Origin of the sequence: Sphingorhabdus pulchriflava (assembly GCF_003367235.1) — a bacterium.
Lineage (GTDB): Bacteria > Pseudomonadota > Alphaproteobacteria > Sphingomonadales > Sphingomonadaceae > Sphingorhabdus_B > Sphingorhabdus_B pulchriflava.
The window spans coordinates 469887-488654 of record NZ_QRGP01000001.1 but is presented as its reverse complement, the minus strand read 5'-3'; the positions used below and the strand labels follow the sequence as shown (position 1 = coordinate 488654).

At 56.9% G+C, this 18768-nt stretch carries 16 protein-coding genes; 8 read left to right on the top strand and 8 right to left on the bottom strand.

The annotated features are described in order from the left end of the window. Positions 1 to 22 precede the first annotated feature (22 nt). Positions 23 to 613: a TetR/AcrR family transcriptional regulator gene (locus DXH95_RS02450; RefSeq protein ID WP_147291670.1), complete on the top strand. Its 591-nt coding sequence runs from the start codon at positions 23 to 25 to the stop codon at positions 611 to 613. Here DXH95_RS02450 and DXH95_RS02445 read toward each other — a convergent pair. The 6 genes from DXH95_RS02445 to DXH95_RS02420 form a co-directional block, all read right to left on the bottom strand. Beyond that, positions 610 to 1773, bottom strand: a complete 1164-nt coding sequence (locus DXH95_RS02445) for a thiolase C-terminal domain-containing protein (RefSeq protein ID WP_115547868.1) — start codon at positions 1771 to 1773, stop codon at positions 610 to 612. The genes DXH95_RS02450 and DXH95_RS02445 overlap by 4 nt on opposite strands. Beyond that, entirely contained in the window at positions 1770 to 2180 is a 411-nt protein-coding gene (locus DXH95_RS02440; protein ID WP_181883538.1) for a Zn-ribbon domain-containing OB-fold protein, read from the bottom strand. The genes DXH95_RS02445 and DXH95_RS02440 overlap by 4 nt, the downstream gene beginning before the upstream one ends. After that, positions 2177 to 3382: a cytochrome P450 gene (locus tag DXH95_RS02435; RefSeq protein WP_115547866.1), complete on the bottom strand. Its 1206-nt coding sequence runs from the start codon at positions 3380 to 3382 to the stop codon at positions 2177 to 2179. Before DXH95_RS02435 ends, DXH95_RS02440 begins: the two co-directional genes overlap by 4 nt. A gap of 10 nt (positions 3383 to 3392) precedes the next feature. Then, on the bottom strand, positions 3393 to 4889 hold the full coding sequence (locus DXH95_RS02430; RefSeq protein WP_115547865.1) for a class I adenylate-forming enzyme family protein: 1497 nt from the start codon (positions 4887 to 4889) through the stop codon (positions 3393 to 3395). Between the two features lie 26 nt (positions 4890 to 4915). Continuing rightward, positions 4916 to 6103, bottom strand: a complete 1188-nt coding sequence (locus DXH95_RS02425) for an aromatic ring-hydroxylating oxygenase subunit alpha (protein WP_115547864.1) — start codon at positions 6101 to 6103, stop codon at positions 4916 to 4918. A gap of 65 nt (positions 6104 to 6168) precedes the next feature. After that, entirely contained in the window at positions 6169 to 6486 is a 318-nt protein-coding gene (locus DXH95_RS02420; protein ID WP_115547863.1) for a 2Fe-2S iron-sulfur cluster-binding protein, read from the bottom strand. Between the two features lie 96 nt (positions 6487 to 6582). Here DXH95_RS02420 and DXH95_RS02415 point away from each other — a divergent pair, with 96 nt between their 5' ends. Beyond that, a complete protein-coding gene (locus DXH95_RS02415; RefSeq protein ID WP_115547862.1) occupies positions 6583 to 8169 on the top strand; it encodes a GMC family oxidoreductase in 1587 nt (528 codons plus the stop codon). Positions 8170 to 8220: 51 nt separating this feature from the next. On the opposite strand, the gene DXH95_RS02410 is transcribed toward DXH95_RS02415, so the two are convergent. Continuing rightward, positions 8221 to 10425 (bottom strand): TonB-dependent receptor, encoded by a 2205-nt coding sequence (locus tag DXH95_RS02410; protein ID WP_115547861.1) that lies wholly within the window; start codon positions 10423 to 10425, stop codon positions 8221 to 8223. Between the two features lie 116 nt (positions 10426 to 10541). On the opposite strand from DXH95_RS02410, the gene DXH95_RS02405 reads away from it, so the two are divergent. The 4 genes from DXH95_RS02405 to DXH95_RS02390 all read left to right on the top strand — a co-directional run bounded on the left by DXH95_RS02405 (position 10542) and on the right by DXH95_RS02390 (position 14168). Continuing rightward, positions 10542 to 11456, top strand: coding sequence for a DUF7064 domain-containing protein (locus tag DXH95_RS02405; RefSeq protein WP_115547860.1), 915 nt, complete (start codon positions 10542 to 10544; stop codon positions 11454 to 11456). A gap of 233 nt (positions 11457 to 11689) precedes the next feature. Beyond that, the gene (locus tag DXH95_RS02400; RefSeq protein ID WP_420822282.1) at positions 11690 to 12517 is read left to right on the top strand and encodes a phosphotransferase family protein; all 828 of its coding nucleotides are present in this window, start codon (positions 11690 to 11692) and stop codon (positions 12515 to 12517) included. After that, positions 12514 to 13797 carry an MFS transporter gene (locus tag DXH95_RS02395; protein ID WP_115547858.1) on the top strand — a complete coding sequence of 428 codons (1284 nt, stop codon included), beginning with the start codon at positions 12514 to 12516 and terminating at the stop codon, positions 13795 to 13797. The genes DXH95_RS02400 and DXH95_RS02395 overlap by 4 nt, the downstream gene beginning before the upstream one ends. Further along, positions 13794 to 14168 (top strand): EthD domain-containing protein, encoded by a 375-nt coding sequence (locus DXH95_RS02390; protein ID WP_115547857.1) that lies wholly within the window; start codon positions 13794 to 13796, stop codon positions 14166 to 14168. The genes DXH95_RS02395 and DXH95_RS02390 overlap by 4 nt, the downstream gene beginning before the upstream one ends. 3 nt (positions 14169 to 14171) lie before the next feature. Here DXH95_RS02390 and DXH95_RS02385 read toward each other — a convergent pair whose 3' ends face one another. Next, positions 14172 to 15380 (bottom strand): aromatic ring-hydroxylating oxygenase subunit alpha, encoded by a 1209-nt coding sequence (locus tag DXH95_RS02385; protein WP_115547856.1) that lies wholly within the window; start codon positions 15378 to 15380, stop codon positions 14172 to 14174. A 230-nt stretch (positions 15381 to 15610) separates the two neighbouring features. On the opposite strand from DXH95_RS02385, the gene DXH95_RS02380 reads away from it, so the two are divergent. Together DXH95_RS02380 and DXH95_RS02375 are read left to right on the top strand one after the other, a co-directional pair. Further along, positions 15611 to 17956, top strand: a complete 2346-nt coding sequence (locus tag DXH95_RS02380; protein WP_115547855.1) for a CaiB/BaiF CoA-transferase family protein — start codon at positions 15611 to 15613, stop codon at positions 17954 to 17956. Further along, a complete protein-coding gene (locus tag DXH95_RS02375; RefSeq protein WP_115547854.1) occupies positions 17949 to 18752 on the top strand; it encodes a crotonase/enoyl-CoA hydratase family protein in 804 nt (267 codons plus the stop codon). Before DXH95_RS02380 ends, DXH95_RS02375 begins: the two co-directional genes overlap by 8 nt. Positions 18753 to 18768: the final 16 nt, after the last annotated feature.

Genomic DNA, 18768 nt, shown 5'->3' with positions numbered 1-18768 from the left:
AGTGGGTCGACCGAGCAAACCATTGATATCAAGGGAAGCTGCGACACGCGCGGCTTTGCAAGTAATCGACGATGAGGGGCTGGATGGTTTCAGCTTGGGTGCGGTTGCCAAGCGGATGAACGTCAAGGCGCCCTCGCTATACTATCATTTCGCCGACAAGGCAGAGATCCTGTCGGAAGTCGCCCGTTTCATCCTGCTCGATACGGGATATTCGGAAGACAATGGCAGCAGCTGGGAAGAACGCACAATCGAGCTTTGCGTCGAAACGCGCCGCGCCTTGCTGAAGCATCCAAATGCTGCACCCCTGATTTTGCAATTCTTCCCGCGCCACTTGTTGCTCGATGCTTATGAACATGCCGTTGAAGGCTATCCCCAAACGCGCGAACTGCACATGGCGATATTGGAAGGCATTGAAAAACTGACCTTCGGATCAGCTTTGTTCGAGGCTGCCGCGCGCGCGCGCGGTCTGCCTGCCATGCCGGACTTCGACACCGCAAATTACCCCAACCTGACCCAGTCGATCCGCGCCAGTCGCTATGATGATGAAGGCAACTTCATCGAAGCATTGCGGATGTTCTTTGCCGGCGTCCGGGCGCGGACCAACGCCGCTTAATCGATCCCGAAAATTGCCGAGCTGATGGTGGGCGAGCTTGGCCCCCCGCACAAAAGGCTCGTCTTTGCATTCGGCACAGGATTGGGGCTTTCCCCGCGCAAGCAGCGTATCGATTCCACCGCCGTCACAAATCCGTGTACAAATCCATGCGCCAGATTGCCGCCTGAGGTGTTGACGGGAAGCTTTCCGGTTGGCGCAATCAGGTTATCGAAGCGCAGCACTTCAGCCACATTTTCGTAAGTGCAGAAACCATGATCGATCAGCGACGCAACACCCTGTGCACTGAAATTCTCGTACAATTGTACGACATCAATGTCAGCAGGAGTGAGGCCCGCCTGATTGTAAAGTCGATCGCGGATGGCACGAAACCCTGCAGTTGCATAAAGTTCCATATCGTCATTTTCGATCAGGTCGCCCCAGCCTTTCTGGGTGCCTTGCGCCACCGACAATAATTTGACCGGCTTCTTCCTAAGGTCGCGCGCCATCTCGGTTGAAACAAGCAGGATCGCGCCGGCGCCATCATTCTCCCGCGAGCAATCGAACAGGCGGAAAGGTTCGGCAATCCAGCGCGACGTCCGGAAAGCATCGAGGTCGAGTTCCTTGCCATAAGCAATGGCATCAGGATTGCGGCTGCCATGATAATAGGATGCGCGGACCAGCTCTTCGCAAACGCTCTTGGGAACGCCGTGATATTCAAATAAGCGTTGCGCGCGCATGGCACATACCTGTGCCGGTGCAGTCAAGCCGACGCCGACCATATGGTCGTTGAGGTGGTGCGCCATAACCGCCTCAGCCAAACGTCCGCTATTCCCCTCGGCAAGCGCACGAAAAATGACAATTGCCTTGGCCTGCCCCGTCGTGATGGCAGCCGAGGCATGGGCAAAGGTCGCAGCGATGCCGCCGCCGCCGCCACCCCAAACCTGTGAGCTCCAGCGCAGTTCCTTTGTGCCCAGATCGGGCATCAACCGCACCGGTTCATTCTTGTCATCACCATAAGAGACAAATCCGTCGACATCTGCGGGGTCAAGGCCTGCATCTTCACACGCATCGACGATGGCACGCACCAGCACGCCCCGCTCGGGCGTAGGCGCTGTGCCTCGCTTATACTGGCGATAGCCAACACCAGCGACGGCGGTTTTTCCTGAAATGTTGAACGTCATGCAATTTTCCAGCGAAGAGAGGGTATTTGCGCATCGCCAAATGGCGTGCTGCCTACCCGACCAACAACTTGTGCCCCGATTTTCAGGTCCTGCTCAACACCTTCAAGTAGGCCTTGAAGTCTGACGGGCACCGAAGCGAGTTCCACCAGCGCAGTGACATAAGGAAGGGCTATTCCCTCCGTACCGCCAAAGCGGTGATGGGTGCGCGTCCAGGTGAAGATCGTGCCGGCCATCGGCTGCTCAACCCATTCGTGATCCCACGATCCGCATTCGCCGCAACGCCAAACGGCCGGCCAATGCCATTTGCCGCAACCCTTGCAGCGCGGCAGTTCAATTCGTCCTTTTGCCAGAGCATCCCAGTAACGCCCTTCGGCGCCGATTTGCCCTGTTGCATTAATATAGGTCATGCAGCGTCCCATTCGATCGGAAGCGATTCAAGTGCGATCACGGTACCAATCCGGAAGCCATGACGGGCACCTGCTTTTGGCCGGAATGAGGGGACCCGCTTCAGCCATTCTTCAGCCAGTATTCGCATTTCGGCACGGGCCAGCGCATGGCCGAGGCACAGATGCGGCCCTGTTGAGAAATTCAGGTGCGGCTTTTCCTTGCGGTCGATGTCAAACCGGTCGGGATCGTCCAGCTTGGCCGGATCGCGGCCACTCTGCCACAGCGCGCTGAGCACCATTTCGCCTGCCTTGAACGAAACGCCGTGCGCTTCATAATCTTCCATCACCAAGCGGGGAGTGCCGATCACGCCGAACATCCGCAGGCCTTCCTCAGCCAGGTCAGTGCAACGTGATGGATCGGCAACAAGGCGCGCTTGCAGGTCGGCGTCTTGCGCCAGATGCTGGAACGTGAAGCCGGTCACATTGGTCACGGTGTCCATGCCGCCGAGGAACAGAACGAAGCACATGGCAAGGATTTCGTCCTGGCTCAGCTTGCGCCCTTCAAAATCGACGGTGAGGAAGTGGGTGATCAGGTCATCGGCCGGATTAGACCGTCGATATTCGATCAATTCGTTGAAAATCCCGAATATCTGCTGCGAAATCCGCTGGATATCTTCGTTGGTTCGCGCGTTGAAATAGGTATCGGCGATATGGCGGAACTCGCGCAGTTTTTCGAGAGGCAAACCCATTACTTCCATAAAGACGGATACGGGGAAGCGCGCCGATATATCCGCGATAAAATCGCATTCGCCCTTTGCCACGACATCATCAATGATTTCGGCCGCCATCGCCCGCATCTTGCCTTCCATCTCGGACACGGCACGCGGCGAGAATTTGGGCATTAGCACATGGCGATAGGGCACATTTTGCGGTGGATCGAGGCTGAGCGGGATCATGAAGGGCGGATTTTCAACGCGCGGGATCTGCATTTCGCGCGCGGAGAAGACCGCTGGATTCTTCACAATCTCTGAAATCAGGTCATAGCGCTGCACCATCCAGTGGCCGCCATTCAGCGGGGACCAGAAAATATCGGGCGCATCTTTCAACGCGTCGGAATAGCTGCCTTGCACGTCATCGGTGACTCGGGAATCGCCATAGATATCAAACGCAAACACCTGTTCGGGTTTGACATGGGGCGGAATGTTCGGAGCAAGCGTCGCCATATCGGCCTCCTTAACGCACGCGAGGTAAAGTCAGGTGGGCGTCGCGATACTCCTCGCGAAGCGCCGGTTTCGATATCTTCTGGGTTGCAACGCGCGGCAGGGGCTCGTCGCGCACAACGACAAAACGAGGCACCTTGAAGTTCGCAAGACATTGGTTGCAATGTTCGATCAGCGCCGAAACATCGAGGCCACCGGATGCATAAACGATCGCCATCGGTGTTTCCTGGAATTTCTCATCGGGCGCCGCGATCACAGCGCATTCCTCAATCCCGCCAAACTCCATCACCGCGCGCTCAACCTCGGCAGCGGAAATGTTGAGCCCGCCGGAAATGACGATATCCTTGATCCGGTCGACAAAGGTCAGCAGACCCTGTTCGTCCATCATCCCAAGATCGCCGGACCACAGCCAACCGTCGCGAATGGTTTCTGCGGTTGCCTGTGCGTTGTTCCAATAACCCATCATCATGCCCGGGCCACGGATCAGAATCTGACCTTCGGTATTCGGCGGCAAGTCATTCCCGTCTGCATCGACAATCCTGTGGTGCGTGAAAATGCCGCCCCAGCCGCATTTATCGGGGTGCTCGGCCGCAAGATGTGCGGGCATCACGGTTGAGTTACCGCCAGCTTCGGTTTGACCATAGACCTGCCGGATAATCTTGCCCTTCGCCGCCCATGCATCAAACAGCGCGCGCGTTACCCGTGCCCCACCGACGGTCACGGCGTTCAGTGCGGAAAGATCGGCATCCTTGAAGCCGGGAAGTGCCGCGATTCGTTCAAAAAAGGCCGGCGCGCCGCCAAAGCTTTTGATCTTTTTCTCGACCAATATGTCGAGGAAGCGCTGCGCATCAAACACGGGTTCGAGATACATTGTGCAGCCGAAAACAGTATAGTGCACCAGCTGCACCATGCCCGCCGAAGTCGCCAAAGGCGCGACCACGATAACACCTCCGCCATCGCGCAGCGTGCCATCCTCCATCGCATTGCCCTGAATATAACCGAGCATCGTGCGGTGTGAGAACATCACGCCCTTGGGCTTCGCCGTCGAACCACTGGTCGAGATAATCAACACGCAGGCGTCCGGTTGCGGATCATGCTTCGGCGTCGCCCGGTCACCAGTCCGGAAGGTCGAAATTTCCGCAATGTCCCTGACCGCGACCCCAGAATTGGCAAATTTCGAAGCCTGATCGGATTCAGCAAAGATCAGAACCGGCGCATGATCCTCAACAATTTCAAGCAACTCATGCGCGGTGAAACGAGTATTGAGCGGCGCCATGATGGCACCGACGCGCATCGCGGCCAGTGTCAATGTGCAATATTCAAGGCTGTTTGCCGCGCAGCCGTTGATGCGATCACCCGCTTTGACGCCAAGACCTTCGAGATGCGCAGCAACGCGATCGACCCAACCTGCCCAATCGCGATAGGTAACTTCATCCCCGCCAAGCGAAAGGGCGGTCACATCAGGACGGTTCTTTGCCCACCAGTACAGGGCACTGTTAATCGTCAGCACTTCATTCCCCTCCCCGAGCTGCCTTCTTATTTCGGCAGATAGCTCTCGAGTATTCCGTAATAAGCGGGGATGCTTGCTTCCAACCCCGAATAGACCACTGTTTCCAATGCGCCGGTCGCCAGACCTGCATGGGATATTTCAGCAGCGCGGAAATCTTCGTTTCCGAACACGTCCAGAACCATATCGTACGATGTCTTATAGAGATTTTCGGCCTTCGGATTGTCCGGCGCGACGCGCGTGAGGTTGTGGTAATCGACTATTGTCCGATCCGGTCCGCGCGGATGCAGGATCATGATGCTGATATACCAGGGGCTGGTAATCACCACGCCGTTCGGGAACAGGTTATAGACCGTGGTCACCGTCTTATGGATATTCTCGCCTGGAATTTCGAGATCCTCGGGCGTGAAGTTCACCTTGCCCGAAATCTGGCGGATGGTCGGCCCCAATTTGTCGACGACATTAGGTACGTCTGCATAAAGCGGCCCGACGGTCGAAGCGTGCAGGCGCTGAACATGGTAGCCTTCAAGAAACGGCTCGAGCACCAGCTTCCAGTTCGCATTCACATCAAAGCTTTTGCGCCCATAAACATGCGCAGTACCAAGCTCGAGCGCATCAAGGTCTTCGCCCAGTTCGGGAACCAGCGATGAAAAATCAGGCTCTGCATGGCGATCAAGCATCACCCAAATGATGCCGCCCTGCTCCTTGCTCGGCAATTCGGCGAGGTTGCGCTTCGACTTGTCCAGATTGATGAAGGTTTCGGCACGGGCAACTCCGATGAGCTTGCCATCAACGCCGAATGTCCACGCATGATAGGGACAGGTCATGCGCCCCGATTTCACCGGCTCGCAGGTTTCAAGCAGCTTCGCTCCCTTATGCTGGCAGGCATTCAGGAACACATGTACCTGACCGTCGCGATCGCGCGAAACAATAAGCGGTAGACCGGTGCTTTCATGCCCCATCGCCATTCCCGGCTCTGGCAGCAAGGCAGATATCGTCAGTGGAATAGCCCGCTTTTTGAATATGTTTTCCTGCTCGGCATCAAACCGTTCCTGCGACAGGAAGATCGAAACCGGGCGCGTCACTTCGATTTGCGGAACAACGGCGTCTTCATGGCTGGCGATACGCTTCATGGCCTCTCGCTGGCCTTTGCTGAGCATATCGTAGGTTTGCACAATTGGCTTACCAATGGGTGTTTTATCCAAGGGAGCGTTCATCGCCGAATCCTCTCTCAACGTTATCGCTCGACGATATTCGAACTTTTATCTACTGACAATAGATTTTATCGCTGAGCTGGCGGAATGATGATTTCGAGGCCGTCCAGTTGCTCTGACAATTTGATCTGGCAGGACAATCGCGCGCACGGATCGGGGTAGAGAACAAACTCCAATATATCCTGCTCCATGGACGATGCGGGATCGAGGCGGTCGAACCATTGTTCCGCGACATGGACATGGCAGGTTCCGCAAACCATCGATCCGCCGCACTCGGCAACAATGCCATCGACGCCCTTGGCCTTGGCCAGCTCCATCAAGCTGTCGCCAGGGTTTGCTTCAACCTCTTTCAGGCTCCCGTCTGGCTCCGTGAAGCGAACAATCATTCCGGGTTCTCCCAATTCCACTCTTTGTGCTGTTGCTTCCTGATTTAATCTATGTCAATTAGATTTAAGCAATAAGCCAGTCGGAGAGGGACAATCATGGCTGAATATGACTTTATCATCGTGGGCTCTGGCGCCGCTGGTTGCGTGTTGGCGTATCGCCTTTCCGAAAACCCGAACAATCAAGTCCTGTTGCTGGAGGCTGGCCCCAAAGACAGCCATCCGCTGATCCACATGCCCAAAGGCATCGCCAAGGTGATGGCCGATCCGAAACATATCTGGGCGCACGAAAGCAAACCCGAAGCATCCACTGCCAACAAGAGCGAATATTGGGCGCGCGGAAAGGTTTTGGGCGGTTCCACCTCGGTCAACGGCATGATGTATGTGCGCGGCATGCCAGCCGATTATGATGGCATAGCAGAATTGAGCAGCGACGACTGGGGCTGGGAGCATATAGGTGCAGCCTATAAGGCGCTCGAAAGCCATGAACTGGGCGCTGCAGAAACGCGCGGCGACAATGGCCCGATCAAGATCACCCTGCCCACCTTCCGCGATGAACTCAGCGAGGCCCAAATCGCAGCCGGCCATGCGCTGGGTTGGGCTTCGAAAGCTGACATGAATGAACCCGACGATGCAGTCGCCATCGGTTACGCGCCGCGGACTGTGCACAACCGCAAAAGGCAGAGCGCCGCAGTCGCCTTTCTTCGCCCCGCCATGCGCCGACCGAATTTGACGGTGCTGACCGAAGCCGTTGTCGACAAAGTGGTCTTTGAAGGCAAACGCGCCATCGGCGTTGATATCGTCCGCGCGGGAAAGCGCGAAATCCACAAAGGCCGCGAAATCATTCTCGCGGGCGGCGCGCTCGCAAGCCCGGCAATCCTCGAACGTTCAGGCATAGGCGACCCGGACCGGCTTTCCCAGCTTGGCATTCCGCTGCTCCATGCCAATCCCCAAGTCGGTGAAAACCTGCTGGAACATCGCGCGATGATCCTACAGTCGCGCCTGAAAAAAGATATCTCGCACAACAAACAATATAATGGCTGGCGGGCAATCTGGAACGGGATGAAATATTATCTGGGCGTCGACGGCCTGATGTCTGCCGCATCCTATGAAATCGTAGGCTGGCTCAAGACCGACCCGCAATTGAACCGGCCGGATGCGCAAATTCTGGTGGCACCGTTCAGCTTTGTGATGGAAGACCGCACCAAGGTGGAAACCCAGCCTGGAATGCACGTCACCTTGTACACGCTACGGCCGGATTCCAAAGGCAGCGTACATATCGAGAGCACCGATCCAATCGCACCTGCCGCCATCAACGCAAACCATCATGCGACCGAAAACGATCGCAAGAAAATGGTTGCGCTGGTCCGCGCGGTCCGCGGCTATCTGGCAACTGAACCTTTAGCCAGCTTGATCGAGGAGGAGACCAGCCCTGGCCCAGCCTACCAAACCGACGAGCAGATTCTAGCTGCCTTCGACGAGTTCGGAACTTGCGGCTATCACGCCGTCGGTTCATGCAGGATGGGCAAGGATGCGGACTCGGTTGTCGACCCTGAACTGAAAGTGCGCGGAGTAGAAGGGCTGCGTGTGATGGACACATCGATTATGCCCGCCATCCCGTCAGGCAATACCAATGGCCCCACGATGGCAATGGCCTGGCGCGCGGCTGACATCATCATGCGCTAAAAAAAGGGCCCCGTCTTCCGACGGAGCCCCAGCTTTCCTCTCGGAGAGAGGTTAGAACTTGGCGCGTGCCGAGATTCCCCAGCTCACGGGCTGACCCCAGACAGTCTGAACGGCGAACTGCCCAGGCAGGATCTGCGTGTAATATTTGGAGTCAGTGATGTTGTCGCCATAGACCGCCAGCGTGTAACGCTCGCTCGGATCGGTCCACTCTGCGCGCAGGCTCAACAGTTCGTAGCCGGGGCTCGAATATTGCTGAGACGAGTCGAAATAAGCCTTCGAGGTGTAAGCGAGGTTACCCGAAAGGGCGAACTTGCCACCGCCGAGATCGGCCTCGTAACGTGCGCCGACATTACCGGTGAACTTCGGTGAACGTGCCATGCGGAAACCGCTGGCGTCGGTCGTCGAAGTCAGGAACAGGCCGAATGCTGCACCGCAAGCTGGTGCAAGGCATTGATCAAACCGTGGCGAGGTCAGGAAGCTATCATATTTCGCATCGGTATAGGCCGCGCCCATGTTGAACTGGAACGCATCCGAAACCTGATAGGCAAGCTGCGCTTCAATACCCTTGACCCGCGAGTCAGCCGCATTGGTAATCAACGATTGCGTGCCGTTATAGCTCGCCACCTGCAGGTTGGTATAATCGTAATAATAGGCCGAAATATCGAAAGTCAGCCCACGCGCGGCATGCTTGAAGCCGACTTCATAAGCCTTGATCTTTTCTGACTCGACAGGAACCGTCGTAAATCCGTTGGGGTTCAGGATTGCAGCCTTATGCCCTCCCGTGAACGACGCATATACGCTGGATGCCTCTGAAGGCTTATAGCGAAGCACGACGCGTGGAGTCAGATTGTTGTCGGAGATATTCGGTATCGGCACAAAGCCGCCCCCGCCTGCCAATGGGCCGAGGAAGAAGCCGCCATTATTCACTTCATCATGGCTGTAGCGCACGCCACCAGTAATGAAGAACTGGTCCCCTATATTGTAGGTAAGATCAGCAAATCCTGCATAGGATTTGGTGTCGGTCTGTGACCGGGAAACCAGCGTCAAAGGACCGCCGCTGACCGAACCGTCGAGATATTTGAACCGGTTCTTGTCGGAGAAGAAGAAGCCGCCCACGGTCCAGGCCAATGGACCGTCTCCATTCGACGTCAGGATCAACTCCTGCGTGAAAACCTTGTCGGTGATGAAGAACTCAACATCGAAAATCGGCAGTGAAGAACCGTCGAGATCGAGGAAGGAAAGCGACGATTCCTTGCGGAACTGTGTGTAGGACCTGAGCGTTCCAAAACCCAGATCAAAGTCCCCGGTAAGCTGGAACGTATCAACCTTGGAAGTGAAATTCGCGCCGCTGGTCTGTGAAACTTCGCGCCTGTTGGTCGCGGCAACCACGCCTCCCGGGATTAGCGGGCTGAGCGCAGCACCCGTGCTTTGAACCACGCCGTTGAGCAGGAGGCTATTGAAGGCTGTGTAGGTTGGGTCTTCGGTATCCGCATGGCTGTAGCGGAAAAGCAGCGAAGCTGAATCCGAAAGGCTGAACTTCACACCAGCGCGCAGCGAAAAGGCATCATAGGCCGCATCTTTTTTACTGCCCGTCACAATATTGCGGACAAAACCATCGCCCTTGCGATATAGGCCGGCAAAGTCGATCGCCACTTTGTCCGACAGACCATGGGTCATGTAGATCTGGTATTTTTGTGCGTTGAAGCGGCCATAAGACACTTCAGCAACACCGCTCGAATCCGTGCTAGGATCGGTCGTTGTGACCTGAATGGCACCGCCCGTCGAGTTACGACCAAAGAGCGTTCCCTGCGGCCCCTTCAGCACTGTCACGCTCGACACGTTCAACAGTTGGAAGTCGTTGCTGAGCGGGTTTGGCGCATAAAAGCCATCAACATAGATGCCGACATTCGACCCGGCACCCGACGCCGACACGGCTGTGCCCACACCGCGAATGGTTGGCTGCACGAAACCGCCATAATTGTCAAAACGCATGCCGGGGGTCAGCTTCGCAATGTCGCTCAGCTGCTGTACATCGCCATTGCCAAGCGACTCTGCAGTGATTGTAGTGAGCGTGATCGGAACGTCCTTGGCTTTTTCCTCGCGGCGCTGCGCGGTCACGACAATGTCAGTGCTTTCGGCAGCGACTTCATCTTCACTTTGCGCATAGGCCGGCATCGCCGCCAGCATCGCTGCAAAGACGGATAGTGCTCCACCCGTACGCAGCACATGCGAATAGGACGCGTTCAATTTAGGCATGATCCCTCTCTCCTTTTTTGCAGGCTCCCATTCCTGCTTATCGAAAGATAGTAGATAAACGCCTTTGACCCGTCAACAATTAATCTATAGCTGTTAGATGAATGTTGGAGAGAGAGATGGCAGAGAATTTCCGCGAGGCTGACCGGCACCGACACCGGCCTCCAGCAAACGCACCTGCAAACTGGCAGGAAAGCTTTTTCCTGGGTTGGGCCGACCTTGAAACTTTAAGTGCGGGCTCGCACCATATCAGCCTTTCACCAGCCACCGGAACGGCCCATGTCTGGAGCTGGATTGTCGTCAACGGCGAACGTGTTGCTCGCGAGGCTGCGCATGCGCTCCCATTGCCCGAAAACGATCTGACCAACATTCAGCTCGGCGGGCTGCATTTTGTGGCAGGCGAAAGCGCCCGACAGCTAACATTGCAGGCGAACTTTGAAGATGCGCAATTGAGGCTCGGTTTTGAAGCGATTTGCGATCCGGTCATTCTCGATTTCAATGTAGGTGATACCAGGTTGGCCGATCGCCACTACGAGGTGATGGGATATGCCAAAGGTAGCTTCACCTCTGACAAATTGTCGACCCCGATCCGCGCAGCGGCATGGCACGATCACAGCTGGGGCGCGCGCGATTTCGGCACCAACCCCTCCAGCCGTTGGCTCTTTGCAGTATTCGGCGACGACCTTGCCTTTTCGATCTTTTCTTTCGTGACCAGCTTTGGTGCAGAGCAATTCGGTTGGGTGCTCGACAATGGCCGGGTGCACAGGATCAGCCGTGCAAACTTCAGCAGCATGATCGCCAACGATGGCGCAACGCCGCTGTCGGTTGAGATCGATTGCTGGACTGACGATGGCAGAGGCTATCGCTTGTCAGGGGACGTCAAAGCAACCGGTCTTACCGGCGGCGAAGGCTGGTTTGGCGTCGATGGCATCACCGAATTCCAGTGCGGCGGGCGTCTGGGGCAAGGCTTTTTCGAACCTGCCGAACTCAAGGGGCCCACCCCGCAAATGCGCAAGGAGCTTGGCCTGCCATGACATTCCCCTTCCCTAAATCAATCGATGAAATATCCGCTGGCTGGTTTGGCCAATGCTTGGCGGAGAAATTTCCCGGCACCGAAGTGATCAACCTAGAACGCGGGACGGCTATCCACGGAACAGCGACCAAGATCGAGTTTCATCTCCGTTATAATGACGACGGAGACCGCCATAGCCTGCCTACAACACTGTGGCTGAAATGCGGACTGGAAACGCAAATACCCGAGCAAGCGGTGCACAGTGCGATTGAGGCCGCTTTCTTTCGCGATCTGGTGCCCAACCTCGAAATCAATGTGCCACGCCCTTACGCAACAGCTTTCGCGCCCGATTGGTCGAGCGGCGTGGTGATCTATGAGGATCTGAACCAGCGACCGGTTGAATTCCGCAAACAGACCGGATCACTCTCGCCGACAGAAATGCTCGACCAGCTCGACATGCTGGCAGTGCTGCATGCCACTTACTGGCGCGAGCCTGCGTTGCGGGACATTGATTGGCTGACACCTGGCGGCGTCATCCATTCAAATGGAGTGCTCAAACGCTTCAGCGATTTTTGGGACTATGTGTCGCCGATGCCCCGTTTCCGGCAAGTTCCCAATTCGCTGATGGACCAAGAGCGGCTTTTGAAAGCCAATCTTGCCTTGATGGCCGCCGACATGGCCGATCCGATCTGCGTGGTGCATGGCGATCCGCATATCGGCAACATGTTCTTTGACCCCGATGGCAAGCCCGGCCTTCTGGACTGGGCGACGGTGATGCACGGGCATTGGGCGTGGGATGTCAGCTATGCGATGATCATCAACCAGTCTGTCGAACAACGCCGACTGCTCGAAGTGCAGCAACTGCAGCATTATCTGGGTCGTCTTTCGGCTCTGGGTGTCGACGCGCCAGCCATGGACAGGGCATGGCACGATTACGCCCGGCATAGCGTCTACCAATTCAACTTCGTCCTGTGCCCGCCGGAACTCCAACCGGAAGAATTATGCACCCAAAGCGCCGAAAGGGCCTGCGCGGCGATTGGCGATCTTGATGGCTTGCGCCGCGTCGAATTGCCAACCGCATGACCAGCACAACCCGCGCCTGGTACACCGTTGCGCTGCTTTGCGCGATGGCAGTCATGTCCTATCTCGACCGCTACATAATTGCGCTTCTGGCCGACCCGATCATCGCCGAATTTGCCATAACGACAACCGATGTCGGCCTTTTGATCGGGCTAGGTTTTGGTCTGGTCTATGCGATTGCAGGGGTTCCACTGGCGCATTGGCTGGATCAGGGGCAGCGCGTCAGGATCGTTGCGTTTGGCGTAGCGTTATGGAGCCTGTGCACCGCAAGCTCAGGGATTGCTCCCGATTACCCGACCTTGCTTGCAAGCCGAGTAGGTGTAGCAATCGGGGAAGCAGTTCTGGTTCCAGCAACTATTTCACTCATCGGCGACCTGTTCGAACCGCATAGGCGAACATTACCCATCGCTGTTTTCATGGGCACGGCGTCATTAATGGGTTCCGGTGCGTTCATCATCGGCGGTCTGGCCTATCAATTTGCGAATGTATTGGCGCCCGATCTGGAAATGGAAGCCTGGCGGCTTACCATGATAATGGTCGGCATTCCGGGGCTCATCCTTGCACCGTTGCTCCTGCTTAGCGTTGCCGAGCCGGCCCGAACGGTCGCGCATCAAGCTGAAACTGAGGACTCTTCGATCAGGGCAGTTGCAAACCACCTTTCCGCGCACCTGCGATATTATTTGCCCTTCTTCATGGCACTCGGAATTTCCGCCATCGGCACCTTCAGTCTGATCAGCTGGAGCAGCGCTATGCTGTCGCGCAGCTACAACATGCCGCTGGCAGCTGCGGGCAGTCTGTATGGCACCGCCGGACTATTGGCTGGCATTTTGGCAGCCATTTTCTGGCCGGCAGCCAGCGCCTGGGCCCAACGCAAACACAAGGCCTATCTGAATATGCTCTTCATGGCGGCCGGTTTGGGCGCAGCGCAACTGAGCATGGCCTTGATACCGTGGGCGGGCAGTCAGGCGGTTGCGCTCGGATCAATTGCTGTCGCCATTTTCGGTATCGCCGCGTCGGGCACATTGGCAGTCATCATCCTGCAATCGGCAGCACCGCCGTTGATGCGGGCTCGTATCACATCGCTATATGTGCTGACGGGCAATCTAATCGGGTTGACTGTCGGACCGCCGCTTTCGGCCTGGATATCGGAAAATCTTTACAGTGGTCAGGATGCGATGCGATCGACCTTTGGCCTGCTAGGCATGGTCCTGCTGCCGACGGTGTTCATCCTGCTGCTCATCGCCACATCGGGCTATCGCAAATGCTTGGAGGAAACTGTATGATCAAACTGACATTTTGCCTGAAACGCCTTCCGCACCTCAGCCGTGAGGAATTCCAATCCTATTGGCGCGACACCCATGCACCGTTGGTTCGCGAGCATGCCGATGTGCTGAAGATCGCACGCTACGTCCAGAGCCACAGCTTTCCGGAAAGCGCTTCGGCCCCGCTAGCGCAAGCGCGCGGATCAGCCGGAAAGGATTTTGATGGCGTGGCCGAACTTTGGTGGACCGACATGGAGAGCTTTGCATCGGCCGGCATGACGGCGGAGGGCCAAGAAGCAGGCCGCATCCTGTTAGAGGATGAAGCCCGCTTCATTGACCTTGCAAACTCGCCGATTTTCCTTGTCGACGAGTTTGAGGTTATCGGCCGATAGCACCTATTCGGCAGCTATGGGCATCGGTTCGACAAAGGCCTCGATCCCTTCATAAAAGCGTGGAATGGCCTCTTCCATGCCGCAATAAATCACGTCCGGAATCGCACCGGTTGAAAGCCCGCGATGGCAGGTTTCCGATGCCTTGAAATCCTCATTGCCGAACACATCCTGAATGATGGTGAAGGAACGCGAATAGAGTTCCTCCGCCTTGGGGTTATCAGGCGCAGATTCGGTCAACATATGATAGTCGACCAATGTCTTGCCCGCACTGACCGGCATCATCATCATCACGCTAGTGTAGTATGGGCTGGTTACCACCACCGTGTTCGGAAACAGGTTGTAGGCGTGGGTGATGTAGCTTTTGATGTTGATTTTGGGATCATCGAGCACTTCGGGTTTGTAATTCCCGCGCCCTGATGTCTGCCGCAAATGCGGACCGAACTGGTCGGCGACGGGAATGATATCGGCGAACATGTCCATCCCCATCGGGCCGATCGAATTGATGTGCAGGCGCTGGACATGATAGCCTTCCAGGAAAGGCTCCATCACCAATTTCCAGTTGGCATCGAGTTCGAAGCGGCGGTAGCCATAAGCATGCGCGTGAGGGATGCCAAGATGTTCGAAATCAGAGGCAATCTGGTCTGACAGGATCGAAAAATCGGCACGCGCTCCCGGGTCCAATATCCCCCAGATGATCCCGCCGCTCTCCTTGCACGGAAGTTGCGTCAAGGGACGGCTCTTCTTTTCAAAGCGCGCATAGGTCTCCTCGCGAGGAACGCCGATAAGCCGACCATCCAAACCAAAGGTCCAGGCGTGGTAAGGGCAGGTCACGGTGCTCCACTTATGCGCCTCGCATCCCTCAACCAGCATCGCGCCCTTATGGGTGCAGGCATTAAGGAAAAGGCGGGCTTCACCATGCCGGTCGCGCGTAATCAGTAAAGGTATGCCATAACCATCATGCGCCATAACCGAGCCCGGTTCCGGCAAGACCGCCGAAGGTGCAATAGCCACAGGCTTGGCTCGGAAAATCGCATCGCGCTCTTTCGCCCAATAATCTTCGGACAGGAATATATCCACCGGGCGACGCGCTTCGATAGCGGGCGGCTTCGAATCTTCATGCCGCGGTATGCGCCGGATGGCATCGATCTGGCTGGCGTTGAGCGCGCTGAGCGGGATGCCGTAGCGGCGGGGTTCGACTTCCTGAACTGACATTTCGACTCTCCTTACAAAGCTGGGACAATAAATCTATTGTTGATAGATTTATGACTTGCCTTGATTTGAATCAAAACGTCGCAACTGCCAGCTGACGCGAATAGTCCGTCCTTCCATTTGACCTCGCATCGTTACCATTGCATTTCCCAAGCGGCCCCTTGATATGTGGTTCAAAGCTGTTATCGAATATCATTAGATTAAATTTGAACCGCTTTTGGAGAGGTGGATCCATGGCAAATCCCAGACGGCCTTTGGCAGGCATAGTCATTGTCGATGCCGTCGCAGGCCCGCTGGCTCCTGCCACCCGCTATCTTGCCGAACTTGGCGCCGACGTCGTGCGCATCGAGACGCCGAAAACGGGCAGGTCGGCCCGCGAGCAATTGAAGGATGCGGCGGCGAACAATGGAAAAACGCTGCAAGTAATCGATTATGCCCAGCCTCGTGATCGCGAAAAACTTGGCCGCCTGATTGAGTCTGCCGATGCGTTGATCATGGACGCTCACCACGCATTATCGGGCCAGCCAGGCTTCATCGCAGCGGACCTTTCCCGCCGATACCCACAAAAACTGGTGGTGGCGTGCAGCGACTTTGGACAAGGGAACAGTTGTTCGAAATGGCAAGCTACCGACGCCGTCCTCCACGCGCTGACGGGGGAGCTATCGCGGTCCGGTATAGCAGGTCAGGCGCCCCTTTTGCCGCCGGGCGAGCTGGCGGTGCAGTGCTCTGCGGTGCAACTGGCCTATGTAGTTTTGACCGGCTTGGTCCAGCGTGCGCAAACCGGCACCGGCGATCTGATTGATTACTCCATGCTCGACGGGGCAATGCAGGCGCTCGATCCGGGCTATGGCATCAGTGGCAGTGCAACAATGGGGAAGCCCGCACATCTGTTGTCGACCGACCGTCCGCCGCGCGGTTTTCTCTACCCCATCATCCGCTGCGCTGACGGCCATGTGCGAATATGCCTTCTCGCGGCACGCCAGTGGCGCGGAATGTTCGAATGGATGGGTAGGCCCGAAGAATTTGCCTCACCTGAATTCGAGAAGATGAATGCCCGTTTCAAGTCGCCGACTTTGATCCCGGCCATCTCGGCCTTCTTTGCGGACAAGACCGGTGACGAGCTGGAGGCAGGAGCCAAGACTTATGGCGTTCCGCTATCCGCGCTGCTCGACGGCAGCGAGGCGGTTGCGGCCAAGCATTTCAAGGACCGTCAGACCTTTGCACCTGCAAAGCTGCGAGACGGAACCGAAATCAGCCTGCCCAATGGCGTGCTGGAGCTTGATGGTCAGCGCATGGCTGCGGGTATTCAGGTCGCTGCCGAACCTGTTTCCATGTCACCACCGCCTGTCCCCGGACTGCCTTTGTCCGGTCTGAAAGTGCTTGATCTGGGCGTCATTGTGGTCGGAGGCGAACAGGGGCGCCTGCTGGCCGATCTTGGTGCCGATGTCGTCAAGATCGAATCCCGTGCTTTTCCGGATGGTACAAGGCAATCCGACGGCGCATTGGGCATTTCGACCAGCTTCGCCGCCGGCCACCGCAACAAGCGCAGCCTTGGGCTCAACCTGCGCAGCGATGAAGGCAAGGCCATCTTCGAAAGACTGGTCGCAAAAGCCGATGTCATCCTTACCAATTTCAAGCCGGGGACGATGGAATCGCTTGGATTGGGTTACGACCATTTACAGGGCATCAAACCCGACATCATCCTCGTCGAAAGCTCCGCCTTTGGGCCGACCGGGCCCTGGGCCAAACGCATGGGCTATGGCCCCCTCGTCCGCGCTGCCACTGGGCTGACAACACAATGGCGCTATCGGGACGATCCGGAATCGTATAGCGATTCGGTGACCATCTATCCCGATCATGTCGGCGGGCGCATCTCGATATTGGGTGTGCTGGCGCTCCTGCTCGACCGCAAGCGTTCCGGCACGGGCGGACGTATTTGCTCGTCCCAAGCCGAAATCGTGCTCGCACATCAGGGCTGGCAAATCGCGGCTGCACAATCCGGACTGGTAGACCCGCTTGAACCGCAGGATGTGCCCTGGGGCGTTTTCCCAACAGCAGGTGAGGACGAATGGTGCGCGATCACCGTCCGCGATGAAGCCGATTGGTCGAAACTGTGCCAACTGCTGCCGAAACTGGATACCGGTATGGCGCGATCGGATAGGTTGGCGCATCGCAAAGCCATCGAGGCAGAGTTGATCGTCTGGCTCCAAAAGCGCACCGCGACCCAAGCGATGGAAACGCTCCAGCAAGCCGGAATTCCGGCCGGCCGCATGAACCGTATTGCCGACTTGCCCGAATTTGCAGCCTATCGCGAGCGCGGAACTTTCCGGATGGAAACCCATCCCCACTTGCCCGATGCATTTTTCAGCGAAGCCGTGATTGCTAAATCGGAACGTCTGGCACCTCCCCCCACGCGACCTGCCCCGTTAGCTGGCGAACATAGCGCGGAGGTGATGGAGGAGTGGCTTGGTATCGGGAGCACCGAAATCGATACGCTGGCCCAAAACGGCGTGATTGAGCCCCTAAGCGTTGACATTGAAACCGCCATTCGTGAATTGAAAGGACGTTCCCATGAGTGAAACAACATCCCCAGCGGTCTTGGTTGAACGCAAAGGCCATGTCCTCATCGCGACCATCAACCGGCCCGAAGCGCGCAATGCCGTGAATGCCGCCGTCCATGTGGGGCTTGGCGAAGCGCTTGAGCAGGCGGAAAATGATCCTGAAGTCCGGGTGGTCATCCTGACCGGCGCAGGTGATCAGGCCTTTTGCGCAGGTGCCGACCTCAAGGCGCTTTCGCGGGGCGAACGACTGACGCCCGAAGACAAGGCACAGCGCGCATGGGGTTTTGCTGGCGTCGTGCAGCATCCGATCAGCAAACCGATGATCGCTGCCGTCAATGGTTTCGCGCTTGGTGGCGGGACCGAACTGGCACTTTCCTGCGACCTGGTGGTCGCCGCCGATCATGCCCAGTTCGGCCTGCCTGAAGTGAAGCGCGGCATCTATGCGGCTGCCGGGGGTGCGTTCCGGATAGCGCAGCAGCTACCTATCAAGGTGGCCATGGAAATGCTGCTGACCGGCGAACCCTTTTCCGCCCAGCGCGCGTTTGAACTGGGCTTTGCCAACCGCGTGGTTCCTCTGGATAAGCTGATGGAAACCGCAATCGACCTTGCCAATCGCATAGCCGTGAATGCCCCGCTTTCGGTGCAGGCCAGCAAGCGCATCGCCATGGGGATTGCAGAAGGTGCCATCGCAAATGATGCAGCCTATTGGGAAGCGAACAATCGTGAAGGCCGTGTCGTTATGCAGTCACAAGACGCAAAAGAAGGGCCGCTGGCTTTCGCACAAAAGCGCCAGCCCGTCTGGCAGGCGAAGTAAGATTGGAAGGTCGCGC